The 14,895-nt window shown below is 30.9% G+C and carries 15 protein-coding genes; 8 read left to right on the top strand and 7 right to left on the bottom strand.

Annotation, left to right across the window (positions count from 1 at the left end; translation table 11 throughout):
* Window positions 1-85: 85 nt before the first annotated feature.
* The 4 genes from LPB136_RS02305 to LPB136_RS02290 all read right to left on the bottom strand — a co-directional run bounded on the left by LPB136_RS02305 (window position 86) and on the right by LPB136_RS02290 (window position 4,067).
* Window positions 86-502 carry a S1 RNA-binding domain-containing protein gene (locus LPB136_RS02305; protein WP_072554592.1) on the bottom strand — a complete coding sequence of 139 codons (417 nt, stop codon included), beginning with the start codon at window positions 500-502 and terminating at the stop codon, window positions 86-88.
* A complete protein-coding gene (gene menD, locus LPB136_RS02300; RefSeq protein WP_072554591.1) occupies window positions 502-2,187 on the bottom strand; it encodes a 2-succinyl-5-enolpyruvyl-6-hydroxy-3-cyclohexene-1-carboxylic-acid synthase in 1,686 nt (561 codons plus the stop codon). Before menD ends, LPB136_RS02305 begins: the two co-directional genes overlap by 1 nt.
* Before the next feature lie 290 nt (window positions 2,188-2,477).
* On the bottom strand, window positions 2,478-3,131 hold the full coding sequence (fsa, locus tag LPB136_RS02295; protein WP_072554590.1) for a fructose-6-phosphate aldolase: 654 nt from the start codon (window positions 3,129-3,131) through the stop codon (window positions 2,478-2,480).
* A gap of 132 nt (window positions 3,132-3,263) precedes the next feature.
* Window positions 3,264-4,067, bottom strand: a complete 804-nt coding sequence (locus tag LPB136_RS02290) for an SDR family oxidoreductase (protein WP_072554589.1) — start codon at window positions 4,065-4,067, stop codon at window positions 3,264-3,266.
* A gap of 206 nt (window positions 4,068-4,273) precedes the next feature.
* Between LPB136_RS02290 and LPB136_RS02285 the strand changes: the two genes are divergently transcribed.
* From LPB136_RS02285 to LPB136_RS02255, 7 genes are all read left to right on the top strand, one after another.
* A complete protein-coding gene (locus LPB136_RS02285; RefSeq protein ID WP_072554588.1) occupies window positions 4,274-4,840 on the top strand; it encodes an RNA polymerase sigma factor in 567 nt (188 codons plus the stop codon).
* A complete protein-coding gene (locus tag LPB136_RS02280) occupies window positions 4,830-5,357 on the top strand; it encodes a hypothetical protein (protein ID WP_072554587.1) in 528 nt (175 codons plus the stop codon). Before LPB136_RS02285 ends, LPB136_RS02280 begins: the two co-directional genes overlap by 11 nt.
* Window positions 5,341-6,429: a hypothetical protein gene (locus LPB136_RS02275; protein WP_072554586.1), complete on the top strand. Its 1,089-nt coding sequence runs from the start codon at window positions 5,341-5,343 to the stop codon at window positions 6,427-6,429. The genes LPB136_RS02280 and LPB136_RS02275 overlap by 17 nt, the downstream gene beginning before the upstream one ends.
* Before the next feature lie 19 nt (window positions 6,430-6,448).
* Complete coding sequence (locus tag LPB136_RS02270) at window positions 6,449-7,177, top strand: head GIN domain-containing protein (RefSeq protein WP_072554585.1); 729 nt, start codon at window positions 6,449-6,451, stop codon at window positions 7,175-7,177.
* Between the two features lie 174 nt (window positions 7,178-7,351).
* Complete coding sequence (locus LPB136_RS02265; protein WP_072554584.1) at window positions 7,352-9,193, top strand: PLP-dependent aminotransferase family protein; 1,842 nt, start codon at window positions 7,352-7,354, stop codon at window positions 9,191-9,193.
* 26 nt (window positions 9,194-9,219) lie between these two features.
* Window positions 9,220-10,170, top strand: a complete 951-nt coding sequence (locus tag LPB136_RS02260) for a nucleoside hydrolase (protein ID WP_072554583.1) — start codon at window positions 9,220-9,222, stop codon at window positions 10,168-10,170.
* 11 nt (window positions 10,171-10,181) lie between these two features.
* A complete protein-coding gene (locus LPB136_RS02255; protein ID WP_072554582.1) occupies window positions 10,182-11,156 on the top strand; it encodes a phosphotransferase in 975 nt (324 codons plus the stop codon).
* 15 nt (window positions 11,157-11,171) lie between these two features.
* On the opposite strand, the gene LPB136_RS02250 is transcribed toward LPB136_RS02255, so the two are convergent.
* The 3 genes from LPB136_RS02250 to LPB136_RS02240 form a co-directional block, all read right to left on the bottom strand.
* Window positions 11,172-12,107, bottom strand: a complete 936-nt coding sequence (locus tag LPB136_RS02250) for an NAD(P)H-dependent flavin oxidoreductase (protein WP_072554581.1) — start codon at window positions 12,105-12,107, stop codon at window positions 11,172-11,174.
* A gap of 54 nt (window positions 12,108-12,161) precedes the next feature.
* Entirely contained in the window at window positions 12,162-13,349 is a 1,188-nt protein-coding gene (gene mnmA / locus LPB136_RS02245) for a tRNA 2-thiouridine(34) synthase MnmA (protein WP_072554580.1), read from the bottom strand.
* A gap of 146 nt (window positions 13,350-13,495) precedes the next feature.
* Window positions 13,496-14,215, bottom strand: coding sequence for a toxin-antitoxin system YwqK family antitoxin (locus LPB136_RS02240; RefSeq protein ID WP_072554579.1), 720 nt, complete (start codon window positions 14,213-14,215; stop codon window positions 13,496-13,498).
* A gap of 42 nt (window positions 14,216-14,257) precedes the next feature.
* Between LPB136_RS02240 and LPB136_RS02235 the strand changes: the two genes are divergently transcribed.
* Window positions 14,258-14,839 (top strand): hypothetical protein, encoded by a 582-nt coding sequence (locus tag LPB136_RS02235; RefSeq protein WP_072554578.1) that lies wholly within the window; start codon window positions 14,258-14,260, stop codon window positions 14,837-14,839.
* Window positions 14,840-14,895 lie beyond the last annotated feature (56 nt).

The following is a 14,895-nucleotide window of genomic DNA, read 5'->3' as shown; positions in this document are numbered from 1 at the left end:
AATAAAAATTTGCTTTTAAAAAAATATAACTGTATATTTATTTTCAAGAATTAGTTAGTGCTGCCGACTGAAAACTGGATACTGTTTACTGCTCAACTAACTCAATTCTGTCATCAGAAATTACAATTAATTTCTGTCTGTATAAGTTACCAACAGCTTTCTTAAAAGCTTTCTTACTCATTTGCAAATGGAACTTTATAGATTCAGGAGAACTTTTATCTGTTAAAAGTATAAAACCTTTTTCTTCTAGTTTTGTTAAAACCTTATCTACATCAGAATCAATAACTGCTCTAAAACCTTGTGGTCTTAAAGAAACATCAATTTTATTATCTTCTCTAATTTTCTTAATGTAGCCTTCAGTTTCCATTCCTTCTTCTACATCAGAAAAAATTTCATTGCTATATAGTAAACCTTCAAATTCATCGTTAATTAAAACGATGTAACCCATTGGCGTTTGTTGTTCAATTATTAAATCTACTTTATCTCCTTCTTCGAAATCCATTATATACTTTTAAAATAGTCACGCAAAATTACGTCGTTTAGTTCACTTGGCGTACAAATTTCTAGTATTTTTGGTTGGTTAGACGCTAAATAGAAATCAGACAAACCTTTTTCTAAACTTTTTAAGTCTGTTACTTGTTCATATTCAAAATCATACATTTTAGCCAAATGCTCAGCAGTTAAGCCATGCGGAGTTTCAAAATAGTTTAATGCATTAGTTGATTTTGGACCAGGAATAATCTTAAAAATTCCGCCACCAGAATTGTTGATTAATATAATTCTAAAGTTCTTCGGAATATTGTTATTCCAAAGTGCGTTGCTGTCATAGAAAAAACTTACATCGCCCGTAATAAAAACAGTTTGTTTGTTGCTTGCAAAAGCAGCTCCAATTGCTGTAGAGGTACTTCCGTCAATTCCACTTGTTCCACGATTACAAAAAACTTGCAACGTTTTATTCAAGTTGAATAATTGCGCGTATCTTATAATAGAACTATTACTAATTTGAAGTTGACAATTATCAGGAATACTTTCTAAAACTTGCTCAAATGCTTTAAAGTCTGAATAACCACAATCTGCTAAAAACACGTTGTGATTTTCTTCTTTCTCATCCCTTTTAGAAAGCCATTTTTGTTGATACGTTTCGACTGCGCTCAACGTAAAATTATTTTTTTTAGTTTCTTCAATTAATACTTGCAGAAACACAGCTGGTTTTTCTTGTACAAATTCCGATAAACAAAAATAAGTGTCCATCGCTTTTTGTTCATCAATGTGCCAATGATGTTTTGGTTGATACTTTCTTAAAAATTGTTTTATTTTCTTAGAAACCACCATTCCTCCAAAAGTTAGTAAAACTTCTGGATGTAAATTTTCAGATTCATTTTCATCTAATGAAAAAATAAGTTTATCAATTGAATTGATATGATTTTTGTGATATAAATTAGAGGTTGTTTCTGTTAAAATTAGAACAGAATTATCTTCTGAAAAATGATTTATTAAATTCTGAACTACTTCATCCGGATAATTTACTCCTACCAAAATCATTTTTTTAGTTGATGAATTCCAGATTTTAGTTAGTTTTTCATAATCTACAGATTGCTTAGTTTTACTCGCAACGACGTCATCAACTTTTAAACTTTCAACTTTAAAACTTTTTAACTCAGATACTGTTTCATACAAAGGTTCGTCAAACGGAACATTAATATGAACTGGTCCTTTTTTAGTTATTGAAGTTTGTAAAGCTTCTGAAATAAGTTTTGAGTTTTGAGTTTTGAATTTTGAGTTCTCTTCTAAATTTGCAGAAAATAAAATATGATTTTGAAACACATTTTCTTGGCGAATTGTTTGTCCGTCGCCAATATCAATTAAATGTTTTGGTCTGTCTGCCGAAATTACTACTAACGGAATATTGCTATAAAAAGCCTCTGCAATTGCTGGATAATAATTTAACAACGCAGAACCCGATGTACAAACAACTGCAACAGGTTTTTGAGTTTGTTGCGCAATTCCTAAAGCAAAAAAAGCAGCACAACGCTCATCTACCACGCTTAATGCTTCAATTTTTGGATGATTAGAAAAACCAACCGTTAATGGCGCATTACGCGAACCTGGAGAAATAACAACGGTATCAATATTAAATTGATTACATGCTGAAATTACAAGTTGAGCAAGTTCTTTTTTTGGATACATTCTTTAAATCTTTTTTAAGATTTAAAAGTTATTAGTGTTTAGTAGTTAGTTATTAGTGAGCACCAAAAACTAAAAGAAACTAAATACTAAAAACTATTCTTAATTCTACTATTTGTAAGTAAATATGCTTAGCCCTGATTGAGCGGTCTGTTTGAGCTCTTTTTTGCATTTTCGTAAAAAAAGCGAGTAGCGAAAGCAGGAAATAGCTTCTAATTTAAATATTATAAATTGTTGGTTTTTAATTTAAAGTTAGTACTAAAAACTAAAAACCAACAACTAAAAACTATTTTCTAGTTTCCTTTTTTATAATCTGCTAAAAACTTAGCCAAACCACTATCTGTTAAAGGATGTCTTAGTAAACCTTCAATGGCACTTAAAGGCCCAGTCATAACGTCTGACCCTAATTTTGCACAATCAATAATGTGCATTGTATGACGCACAGATGCTGCTAAAATTTCAGTTTCGAAACCATAATTATCATAAATATGACGAATTTCTGCAATTAAGTTTAAACCATCTGTAGAAATATCATCTAAACGACCAATAAATGGCGACACATACGTTGCTCCTGCTTTTGCTGCCAATAATGCTTGACCCGCAGAAAACACTAACGTTACGTTTGTTTTAATTCCTTTAGAAGAAAAATATTTACACGCTTTTACACCGTCTTTTATCATTGGTAATTTTACCACAATCTGAGGGTTTAAAGCAGCCAAAGCTTCACCTTCTTTAACCATTCCGTCGAAATCTGTAGAGATTACCTCAGCAGAAACATCTCCATCTACCAACTCACAAATTGCTTTGTAATGGTTAATAATGTTGGCTTCTCCGGTAATTCCTTCTTTTGCCATTAAAGACGGATTTGTAGTTACGCCATCTAAAATACCCATTGCTTGCGCTTCTTCAATTTGGGCTAAATTTGCTGTGTCAATAAAAAATTTCATCTAAATATATTTAAAAGTTGTGTTTATTTTTCTGAGCGTTACCTAAAAAGGTCGGGCTTTTCGCACTCGCTTTTTGTTCATTCTTCACAAAAGAGCTCAAACAAATGCTGCAATCCCTAACGCGGGGCTAATTTACAATTTATAATGATTCATTAATAATTTTTGGTACCATTTATCTGGTAAAATCCTTTTAAGAACTATAGAGAACTTTTCCATAAATCCGCCTACTTTGTAATGTACTTTCGGATTCTTAGTATTTATAATCTGTAATACTTTTTTCGCCATTACTATTGGATCCATTCCGCCAGAAACATGAGAATCCATTAAAGCTAAGTTTTCTGCATATTTTTCTTTGTACGCAGAGTTTTCAAAAACAGGCGTATGATAACGTCCTGAAGCAATATTGGTTGCAAAATCTCCTGGAGCAACGTTTACAACGTTAATTCCAAACTGATTTACTTCCATATTTGTAGCTTCCGTAATTAATTCCAAAGCACCTTTACTTGCCGAATAAATTCCGCGAAATGGCAAACCCATATAACCCGCAATTGATGTTACGTTTAAAATTAAGCCCGATTTCTGCTTTCGCATTTGTGGTAAAACAGCTTTCATAACTTCAATTGGACCAAAGAAATTAGTATCAAAATTAGTTTTCATTTCTTCTGTTGGTGTGTCTTCAATTGCACCTGTAATTCCTTTTCCCGCATTATTTATAAGAACATCTAATCTTCCTTCTTTAGCAATCACTTTTTCAACAGCACTTGTAATAGTTGCAGGCTTTGTAACATCTAAGGCAACCAAGTTAAAAGGAAATTTAGCTGCATTGGCTTCACTTCTACTTGTTCCGTAAACAGTAAATCCTTTACTTAATAAATAAATTGCTATTGCTTTTCCTATTCCGGAGGAAGCTCCTGTTATTAAAACTACTTTAGACATTGTAAAAATTCTTTAAAACACGAAGAAACAAAATTTGAACGAACAATAAAGAATTAACGCTAATTCTTTATTAAGATTCCTGCCTACGCAGGAATGACAATTAGTAAGAAACCTCAATACAACTATTAAGGAATCATATTTTACTTATTTTTACAAAAAGTGTCACAAATTAAATATTGATTTGTCTCTACTATAGAACTGATTAATTGAAAGCTCAAAATCAACATATAACCAAACTAATAGAGCGGTGTAAAAATTCAGATCAAACTGCACAAATGGAAGTGTATAATGGCTATTACAAAGCTATGTACAATACTTCATTTCGTATTTTGAAAGATGAATTTGAAGCCGAAGATCTAATGCAAGAAGCGTTTTTAACTGCTTTCACAAAATTACACACATTTAAAGGTGAAGTAACTTTTGGAGCTTGGTTAAAGAGAATTGTTATCAATAAAAGTTTAACACAACTTAAAAAGAATAACAGATACGAAGATGTTAAAATGGAAATTGTTAGCGATAACAATGTCGAAGAAGAGCCAGTAAATTATTCCGGAATTGACCCAAAAGAGGTTTTAAAATATTTAAACGCTTTAAAAGAAAATTACAGATTGGTTTTAACCCTAAATTTAATTGAAGGTTACGATTATGAAGAAATAGCAGAAATATTAAATTACAGCAACGAGAATGTACGAACCACCGTTTCTCGTGCCAAGAAAAAATTAAAGCAAGTTACACTTGCAAACACTAATAAAATTCAAGAATATGGAAGATAATTTAGATACTTTCTTCTCAGAAAATAAATTCGATTTTCATGAACCTCATTCTGGTCATGCAGAACGTTTTAAAAGAAAATTAAACAATCCAGGAAAAGTAAATAAAACTTCTTGGAAATGGCTAAGCGTTGCCGCTTCAGTTGTTCTACTTGTAGGCTTTTGGTTAGGCGCAAACCAACAACCAACACAATTAGATTTGGCAGATTTATCTCCCAAAATGGAAGAAACACAAAACTACTTTGTTGCTACAATTCATCACGAGTTAAAAGAATTAGAAAAACACAGAAGCTTAGATACTGAAGTAATTATTGAAGATGCTTTAGAAGAATTAGAAAAATTAGAAGATAGATACAAGTATTTTATAGACGAATTAAACGAAAACGGTTACGAAAAACGAATTGTCTACGAAATGATTAACAATTACCAACAGCGTTTAGAAATTCTAAACAACGTTATACAGCAAATAGAAGAAATTAAGAATACAAATACAATTCAAAAAGATGAAGCCTATATATAAAATTACATTTTTCTTTTTATTAATACCCGCAATTTTATTTGCAAATACTAATCCGAAGAAAAAGCACGAAAAAAGTAGAACCATTAAAAAAGAGTTTAATGTTAACAGCGATGCTACAGTAGACATTAGTAACAAATATGGAAATATAACGGTTACCACTTGGAATGAAAACCGTGTGGAAATTGATGTGAAAATTACTGTAAAAGGAAATAACTTAGACAGTGTTGAAGATAAACTAAACAGTATAAAAATTGAATTTGATGCTACTAAAAGTTTGGTAGAAGCTAGAACAATTTTAGGAAGCCAAAAATCTAGTTGGTCTTCTTGGTGGGGAAAAAGCAACAACATGAGTTATCAAATTAATTATGTTATTAAAATGCCAAGAACCAACAATGTAGATTTTAACAATAAGTATGGAAATATCATTCTTGGAGAACTAGAAGGAGAAGCTAATATTAGTTGCGATTATGGTAAAATATTAATTGAAGAATTACACAACAAAAATAACATGATCGATTTAGACTACTGTTCTCAATCTACTATAAACTATATGAATTCTGGAGATGTTTCAATTGATTATTCTAAACTTTTAATAGAAAAAACTAACAAAATTAAAACAAATGCAGATTACTCTAACATACACATTGGAGAAGCAGATATTGTAGATTTTAATAGCGATTATGGAAGTGTAACTATTGATGAAGCTAATGATATTAATGGAAATTCAGATTATGCAAGCATGAAGTTAGGAACCGTAAATAAGAACCTAACAATAGATACAGATTATGGTGGTTTACGCGTAAAAAATCTTGCAAAAGGTTTTGAAAATGTTACAATTGACGGAAGCTACGCAGGTATAAAAATTGGAACAAGTAGCGCTAATAATTTCGATTTCACAATTGACTTAGGATATGCAAGTTTTAGCTATCCAGATGAAAAAATAAACATGCGAAAAAGCATTAAAAAAACATCTAAAAAATTTTACGAAGGTTCTTTTGGAAAAGGAAGCAATTCTTCTAAAATACATATAAAATCTGGTTACGGTGGCGTATCCTTAAAACTAAACGACTAAAAATTTAAATCCTATTATCATGAAAAAAGCATATATAACATTACTAGTTTTAACAATAAGTTTAACTGCAAATGCCCAATGGTGGGGAAATTCAGAAAAAATTAAAGGAAACGGAAAAGTAACAACTGAAGTTAGAAAAGTTGGTGGTTTTGATAAAGTTACCGTTGGTGGTTCTTTTGACGTAATTCTTATTGCTGGTAAAGAAGGAAAAGTAACTTTAGAAGGAGAAGAAAACGTTTTAGAATACATTATTACAGAAGTAAATAATGGTAAATTAGAAATTAAATTTAAAAATAACACCAACGTTCGTACCACTAAAAAATTAACAGCTACAGTTCCTTTTGAAACTATTGAAGCAGTATCTTTAGGTGGTTCTGGTAATGTTTTTGTTAAAAAACCGATTAAATCTAACAGTGTTTCAGTAGCAATTGGTGGTTCTGGAAATATTGTAACTGAAGTAGAAGCAACAACTCTTAGCGCATCTATTGGTGGTTCTGGAGATATTAAATTATCTGGTAAATCAACTACTTTAAAATGTTCTATTGCAGGTTCTGGAAGTATTAAAGCTTACGAGTTAGAAACTGAAGATTTAAAAGCAAGTATTGCAGGTTCTGGTAGTGTAAAAACAAATGTTAGCAATAAAATTAAAGCGAGTATTGTTGGTTCTGGAAGTGTTTATTACAAAGGAAAACCTTCTAAAATTAACACAAGCTCTGTTGGTTCTGGAGATGTTATTGATAGAAACTAAAAAAAATAGCCTTTATAAATTACTAAAGCTCAGTATTAACTGAGCTTTTTTTTTTATGCCTTATTTTTGCTTGTTTGTAAACTCCTTTTTGGGTAATTTTGCTAAACTTACTCCATTGAAATTTGGACATTTTTTTTACGACTACTAAAGTCTAATTACCCAGCATTAAGTAACATGAAAAACAACAAAAAAGTACAATATATTAAGAGCGTTTTAAATAATATGCCAACTAGTTGGTTGAGTTTAACTACACACAGATTAGATATTTATAATGAAACGCTAGCAAAAACAGAGTTCTTAGAACAATTTGAACTTCTATACAACAACGATAATTCAGAATTACTATCTTTAAATGAATTACCAACCGCTTATGATTACATAAGATTAGGACATCCTTTATCTTGTATATTAGAATGGACAATTGGAAATTTAAATAACTTAAAATCAGAAAATGTAATCAGTTTTGATTCTAAAACGATACCTGTTTTGGCTATTTTAAGAAAGAATTTGTTAGAAAATAAAAACACACAAATAGTTTATTCAGGTGAACTTCCTCAAAACTTTAATGCCGAAATTCTAAGAACTGTTTACGGTTATCAATTTGAATTAAAGTCTATTGAAAATATTAAAGAGGTTTCTGAATTTAACGGAAGTACAATCTTCATCTCTCAAAACGATAAAATTGAAGTTTCAAATTTAAATTCTAATATTGATTTTTTTATCAGCTTACACGCTCATTTAGGGAGTATTTTATTGGTAAATGGTAAGCAAAATGAAAATTATATTTCAGACATTCAACATGTAAGAAGAAGAGAAACTATTGCAATGACACCTGCAAATTGCCTTGTTGCACTAGAGTCTTTAATTTCTGAAACTACAGTTGAGCATAAAAACATAGACGAAGCTAAAAAAGAAAGTGTCTTAAATTCTATCAAAGAGATTACAGACACAAATACAAAACCTTTAGTTTCTTCAAGCGGATTATCTATTCAATATGCTATTTTAATGGGCTTAATTGATGATGCTCAAGAAAAAAACCCTGGTAAAGCCATAAAAATTATTGTTCCTCCAAATTGTTACGGAGGCACAAACGACCAAGCAAGAAGAGTTGCAGCATGCATAAAAAATGTAGCAGTAGTTGATTTACCTGTTGATGGCGATAATGATATGGTAAAAAGTATCGACATGGTTTTAACTAAAATTGCAGCGCAAGATGCAATTCCATATATAATTGCAGAAATACCTACAAATCCCCGAGTTGAAGTTCCAAATCTTATCGATTTAAGAACCGTTCTTAGTAAAGAACGTACTACTTCAAAAGGAAATATTGCTATTGATCCTGTATTTATTTTAGATCAAACTTTCTGCCCTAACGTTCGTTTTTTAGGTGAAAACGATATACTTTCAACTGTTAGAACTATTTCTTTTGCAAGTGGCTCTAAATTTCCAAGTGGCGGAAAATGTACTGCTGGTTATTGTGTGGGAAACATAAAAACTTCAGCTTTAATGGAAAAAATAGCTTTACACTTAACTCTTTGTGATAATGAAGCTACAGATCTTCAATATGAAATATTAGCGGAACAATTACCTTCTATGAATAAACGAATTGTAGATGCTTATAAAAACACTCGCGAGTTCGTAAATTTTATCCACGAAACTTTACCTGAAGCTAAAATTAATTTTGTTTCTGAAGAGTTAGCGCAACAAGGTTTTACGCCTTCTGTTTTTTCATTAGATCTTCCTACAAAAGGAAATACAACTGAAGAAAAGGAAACGTATAAAAGAGCCTTGAATCATAAATTAATCAATTTAATGATTACTGAAATCCCTACTGAAAGCAAGTATTGCGTAAGTTATGGACAATTAAAAGGATGTTACTGGACAATTCCTGCCACTTCTACGCAAGGAACAACTAAAGAAGGAGACAAAGATTATATTGCTCGTGTGGCGCTCTCTGCAAACATGGATTTAGAGCTTCATAAAAAAATATTTTCAACGTTTGTTGAAAGTATTTAACAGCAATTAATGGACAAATAATTTTTATGAAATTTCACACAACTAAAGCCTCCAAAATAATAGGTTTACACGTTTTTTTCGGCTTATTTATTTTCTGCTCTTTATCAGCAAAATCACAAGAAACGCTTAAACCTTTACCTTTAATTATTGATGCTGATACAGCTAATGAAGTTGATGATTTATATGCGATTGTTAGAGCTATTTTAGAACCAAATTTTAATTTAATCGGTATAAGTTCAGCTCAGTTTCATACATCTCCATTGGCTTCAGAAAACACCGTTGAAGAAAGCCAGCAAATTAATGAAGAAATTCTAAAATTAATGAACGTTAAAGGTATTTCCTTGCCATTGGGCAGTAATTCTCCTTTAACAGAATACGGAAAACCTGTTACATCTGAAGCATCAAAGTTTATTATTGAAACTGCTCATCGAATGAAAAAGGATGAAAAACTAAATATAATAATCTTAGGTTCTTGTACAAATGTGGCTTCAGCAATTTTAGAGGATCCTTCTATTATATCTAAAATAAAAGTACATTATCTTGGATTTTGGCACACAGTAGCAACAAATACTTATAATAAAAAAGAATTTAATTCAGGAAACGACCCTATAGCGGTAGAGGTTTTGTTGAACACAAAAACTCTAGATCTTAATGTAATGACAGCTACAACTAGTCAAAAATTAGTGTTTACAAAACAAGAAGTAGATCGTCAACTAAAAAACAAAAAAGGTGTTGCTAATTATTTGATAAAACGTTGGGAAACTTATGAGCGTTGGTGGACTAAAGACGATCCTAAAAAAGAAAAATGGACAATGTGGGATGTTGCAATTATTGAAGCATTGGCACAACCAGAATGGTCTACCGTAAAAGGTTTTTTAACTCCACCAGAAAACACACAACGTACAATTGGTATTCATACAAATATAAATACTGATAAAATGAAGCATAACTTTTGGAGTGCTTTAGAAAAATTATAACACCTAATTTTATGTTTATTGATCAACAGACTTCTTTAGAAGAAATTAAAAAATTATTACAAAAAATTGATTTTTTAACAGACAACAATGAAAACATAATTAAAGTAACAAAACCTGGAGAAGGTAACATGAATGTGGTTTTACGTATTAAAACTAACCTACGTTCATTTATTTTAAAGCAATCTCGTCCTTTTGTTCAAAAATATAAAAACATTGACGCTCCAATTGAACGCATTGATGTTGAATATCAATTTTACAAAACAATAGCTAATAATACATTACTAGACAAACACCTTCCTAAAATATTACAATACAATTCTGAAAATCATTTATTAATTTTAGAAGATTTAGGAGAATGTGAAGACATGACTAATTTGTATAATTCAGATGAAATTGAAATACAACAACTGGAATTACTTATTAATGTTATTGCTAATATTCACAACTCAAAAACACCTGAAAGTTACCCAGAAAACAAAGGATTACGTTTATTAAATCATCAACATATTTTTGAACTTCCTTTTATAGAAAACAATGGTTTTTCTTTAAATGATATTCAACCAGGACTAGAAGAACTTTCCATTCCATATAAAAAAGACATCTTATTAAAAGAAAGAATTAAAGAAGTAGGAAATAAATATTTATCTGAAGGAAAAACCTTATTGCATGGAGATTATTACCCAGGAAGTTGGATGCGCAAAGGCAATGATATTTATATTATTGATCCAGAATTTAGTTTTTTAGGTTTTGCTGAATTTGATTTAGGAGTTCTTGCAGCGCATGCTATTTTAATTTCACAAAATAGAACTGTCTTATCAACTATAGAGAAAAATTACCCTCAAAAAATAGATAGTAAACTTTTAAATCAAGTGGCAGGTATTGAAATAATGCGTAGACTAATTGGGTTAGCACAATTATCAATTTCCTTAACTATAAAAGAAAAAGGAGAGCTATTAAAAACAGCTTATTCTTTAGTGATGGATTAGTTGAATGAACTAAACCTATAAATTTTCTTTCACCAAATTATATTCAGCAATAATTTCTTCTAAAACATCTTTTGCAGGTTTTATCTCATGAATTAATCCAGCAATTTGCCCAATTTCTAATTCGCCATCTTCCAAATCACCTTCAAACATTCCACGTTTTGCACGTGCGCGCCCCAAGAGTTCTTTAATTTGTCCAACAGTTGGATTTTGTTTGTATAATTCTTGAACTTCTTGAAAAAATTTATTTTTAACCAAACGAACAGGCGCTAATTCTTTCAATGTAAGTTGTGTGCCTCCATCTTTAACATTCACAATAGTTTGCTTAAAATTATCGTGTGCAGAAGATTCTAAGGTAGCTGCAAAACGGCTACCAATTTGTACACCATCTGCTCCTAAAACCATTGCTGCCAACATTCCACGCCCCGTTCCAATTCCACCTGCTGAAATAACAGGAATTTTAACCTGCTCTTTTACCATAGGAATTAATGTAAACGTAGTAGTTTCCTCACGACCGTTATGTCCACCAGCTTCAAATCCTTCACAAACAACCGCATCTACTCCAGCTGCTTCTGCTTTTAATGCAAACTTAACAGAGCTTACAACATGCACAACTGTAATTCCTTTTTCCTTAAGAAAAGCTGTCCATGTTTTAGGATTTCCTGCGGAAGTAAAAACGATTTTCACGCCTTCTTCCACAATAATATTCATTATTTTATCAATCTGTGGATATAACATTGGTACGTTTACACCAAAAGGCTTATCGGTTGCTTTCTTACATTTCTGAATATGCTCACGTAGCACATCTGGATACATAGAACCTGCTCCTATTAAACCTAAACCTCCAGCATTTGAAACTGCTGATGCTAATTTGTAACCCGAAACCCAAATCATTCCTCCTTGAATTATTGGGTATTTTATATTGAAAAGTTGTGTGATTTTGTTGTTTTTCATAAAAAATAGATTCCTGCCTACGCAGGAAAGACAGTATTATTAATTAATGTAAATCTACGAAATAACTCCCGAACCTAAAAGCTCTTCATTTTTATACCAAGCAACAAATTGTCCTTCTTGAATTGCAGATTGCGGATTTTCAAATTCTACAAACAATCCACTCTCAACTTTATAAAGTGTCGCTTTTTCTAATACTTGACGATAACGAATTCTTCCTTCAACTTGCATAGACTCATCCGTTTTTAATGCTAAATCTTCACGAACCCAATGCAATTCTTCATTTGAAACAAATAATACGTTTCTATATAAACCTTGATGCTTTTTCCCTTCTCCTGTATAAATTACATTTTCATTTACATCCGTTTCTATAACATACAACGCTTCTTTTGTTCCTCCTACATTTAATCCTTTTCGTTGTCCTTTTGTAAAATAATGAGCGCCGTTGTGTTTACCAACTACTTTACCAGCTTCTTTTTTGTAAGAAAACTTCGTTGAAAAATAAGCTAATTCAGCTTCTTTGTTTTCAAACTTCGGAACTGGTTTTGTATATTGTTCAAAATCTGAAGGAATTTGTACAATTACACCATTTTTAGGTTGTAGTTTTTGCTGTAAAAAATCGGGTAATCTAACTTTTCCGATAAAACATAAACCTTGAGAATCTTTCTTTTCGGCAGTAATTAAATCGGCTTTTTTAGCAATTTCTCTAACTTCTGGCTTTGTAAGTTCGCCAATAGGAAACATGGCTTTTGCTAATTGTTGTTGAGATAATTGACATAAAAAATAAGACTGATCTTTATTACCATCTTTTCCAGCCAATAACTTATAAACTGGTTTTCCGTCAATTTCTTCTTCACCTTTTCTACAATAATGACCAGTTGCCACATAATCTGCACCTAAATCTAAGGCGATGTCCATAAAAACATCGAATTTTATTTCTCTATTACAAAGTATATCTGGATTTGGTGTGCGTCCTTTTTCGTATTCATTAAACATATAGTCTACAATACGTTCTTTGTATTGTTCGCTTAAATCTACTGTTTGAAAAGGGATTCCTAATTTTTCTGCAACTAACATTGCATCGTTGCTATCTTCTAACCACGGACATTCATCTGAAATAGTTACAGAATCATCGTGCCAATTTTTCATAAACAACCCAATAACCTCGTAACCTTGTTCTTTTAATAAATATGCAGTAACACTACTATCTACGCCTCCTGAAAGACCTACAATAACTCTTTTCATTTTAAAAATTTTTAAACAAGAACACAAAAAAATGTATTGATTAAATAAAAAATTGTTTCTATTTTTCTAATCTTGCTCAGCCGGCAAATTTACAACTTTGTAATGTATTATTTTATGGAAAGAATTGATATATCAATCAACAAAAACTATTGTTTTGGAATTGAATGTGTTTTTCTATTGTGTTTGTCTTTTTTAGAAACAGCTTCTCCATCAACAAAAAACTCCCATCTTCCTTCTCTTTTACCTGCTTTATAGTTTCCGGTTTCTTTTAAGTTCCCTTTTAAATCGTAGAATTTAGCAATTCCGTTTGGTTTATTAGCTGTGTAATTTACTTCTTCAAGTAAATTTCCTTCATCTGTATATTTTTTTGAAATGCCATTTTTTAATCCATTTTTGTAATAGGTTTCTTCTGTAACTTTCCCATTTGGGTAATAATTTACCAACAAACCTTCTAACTTTCCGTTTACATAGTTTTCTTCAGATAAAACTTTTCCACTTGGGAAAAAATATTTCCACTTCCCTACTCTATTTCTTCCGTCCATATTTCCCATACTTTTTAAAACACCTTTAGATGTTTGGTGCTCTACTTTAGCAATTGTAGAATTTTCTGAAAAAATTTTAATTATGGTTGGCTGATCGGAATTTGTCATATCAAAATACATGAAAATACCTACTTCTTTACCATTTTTAAAGTTTCCTGTATAACGGAGTCTACCGTTTTTATAGTACTTTTTCCAATTTCCATGACGTTTTCCATTTTCATCAACCGCATTTACTTTATCGCCAACTTTTTGTGAAAACCCTTCAGCTGTAAAAAAAATCAAGAAAAACAAACTTAAAATAGAAAGACTTTTTATCTTTATCATATTGTAAAATTTACTTGTAAATATACACAAACCATACCAAAAATGAGCATTATTTTTTTAACAACGCAACTTAATAACATGGAGAATCCTAAGAGAGAAAACCGCCAAAGGGTTGCAGATATTGTGTTAGAAAATAAAGATTTATTTAAAGATTTGGTTGCTATTACTTTTGATGTTGAAAACAAAGTTTCTATAAAAGCTGCTTGGATTTTAGAATGGATTTGTACACATCATCATCTAAATTGGATTTTACCACATTTAGATGAATTTACTACAAATATTGCTAACCTAAAATTTGATAGCGCAATTAGACCTTGTGCAAAAATTTGCGAACATTTAGCAACAGCATACTACTCCAAAAAAGAAAATGAAGTTCAAAGTCACTTAACTACTGAACATAAAGATGCAATTATTGAAACGGGTTTCGATTGGTTAATTACGCCTCAAAAAATTGCCGTAAGAGCCTACACAATGAATTCTTTGTACTTCTTTGGATTAGAGAAAGATTGGATTCATCCAGAATTAGCGAATTTAATTAGCACAAAAATAATTCACGAAAGTAAAGGTTGTAAAGCTCGTGGAAAATTTATTTTAAATTTGATTGAAAAACGTCAAAGAAACTAATTTTCAGTTTATGATTTAAGTCATAAAAGAACTTTTAAATAGGGTGTAAATTTGTA

The organism is Tenacibaculum todarodis (assembly GCF_001889045.1).
Lineage (GTDB): Bacteria > Bacteroidota > Bacteroidia > Flavobacteriales > Flavobacteriaceae > Polaribacter > Polaribacter todarodis.
Note: the sequence above shows the minus strand (reverse complement) of the source record. Positions and strands in the feature narration are given on the sequence as shown.

Bases quoted from the DNA above. Each gene is read 5' to 3' on its own strand.
- menD (WP_072554591.1), bottom strand. From the start codon at position 2,187: ATGTATCCAAAAAAAGAACTTGCTCAACTTGTAATTTCAGCATGTAAT.
- LPB136_RS02235 (WP_072554578.1), top strand. From the start codon at position 14,258: ATGAGCATTATTTTTTTAACAACGCAACTTAATAACATGGAGAATCCT.
- LPB136_RS02260 (WP_072554583.1), top strand. From the start codon at position 9,220: ATGAAATTTCACACAACTAAAGCCTCCAAAATAATAGGTTTACACGTT.
- LPB136_RS02265 (WP_072554584.1), top strand. From the start codon at position 7,352: ATGAAAAACAACAAAAAAGTACAATATATTAAGAGCGTTTTAAATAAT.
- LPB136_RS02305 (WP_072554592.1), bottom strand. From the start codon at position 502: ATGGATTTCGAAGAAGGAGATAAAGTAGATTTAATAATTGAACAACAA.
- LPB136_RS02280 (WP_072554587.1), top strand. From the start codon at position 4,830: ATGGAAGATAATTTAGATACTTTCTTCTCAGAAAATAAATTCGATTTT.
- LPB136_RS02240 (WP_072554579.1), bottom strand. From the start codon at position 14,215: ATGATAAAGATAAAAAGTCTTTCTATTTTAAGTTTGTTTTTCTTGATT.
- LPB136_RS02255 (WP_072554582.1), top strand. From the start codon at position 10,182: ATGTTTATTGATCAACAGACTTCTTTAGAAGAAATTAAAAAATTATTA.
- LPB136_RS02250 (WP_072554581.1), bottom strand. From the start codon at position 12,107: ATGAAAAACAACAAAATCACACAACTTTTCAATATAAAATACCCAATA.
- LPB136_RS02270 (WP_072554585.1), top strand. From the start codon at position 6,449: ATGAAAAAAGCATATATAACATTACTAGTTTTAACAATAAGTTTAACT.
- mnmA (WP_072554580.1), bottom strand. From the start codon at position 13,349: ATGAAAAGAGTTATTGTAGGTCTTTCAGGAGGCGTAGATAGTAGTGTT.
- fsa (WP_072554590.1), bottom strand. From the start codon at position 3,131: ATGAAATTTTTTATTGACACAGCAAATTTAGCCCAAATTGAAGAAGCG.
- LPB136_RS02290 (WP_072554589.1), bottom strand. From the start codon at position 4,067: ATGTCTAAAGTAGTTTTAATAACAGGAGCTTCCTCCGGAATAGGAAAA.
- LPB136_RS02275 (WP_072554586.1), top strand. From the start codon at position 5,341: ATGAAGCCTATATATAAAATTACATTTTTCTTTTTATTAATACCCGCA.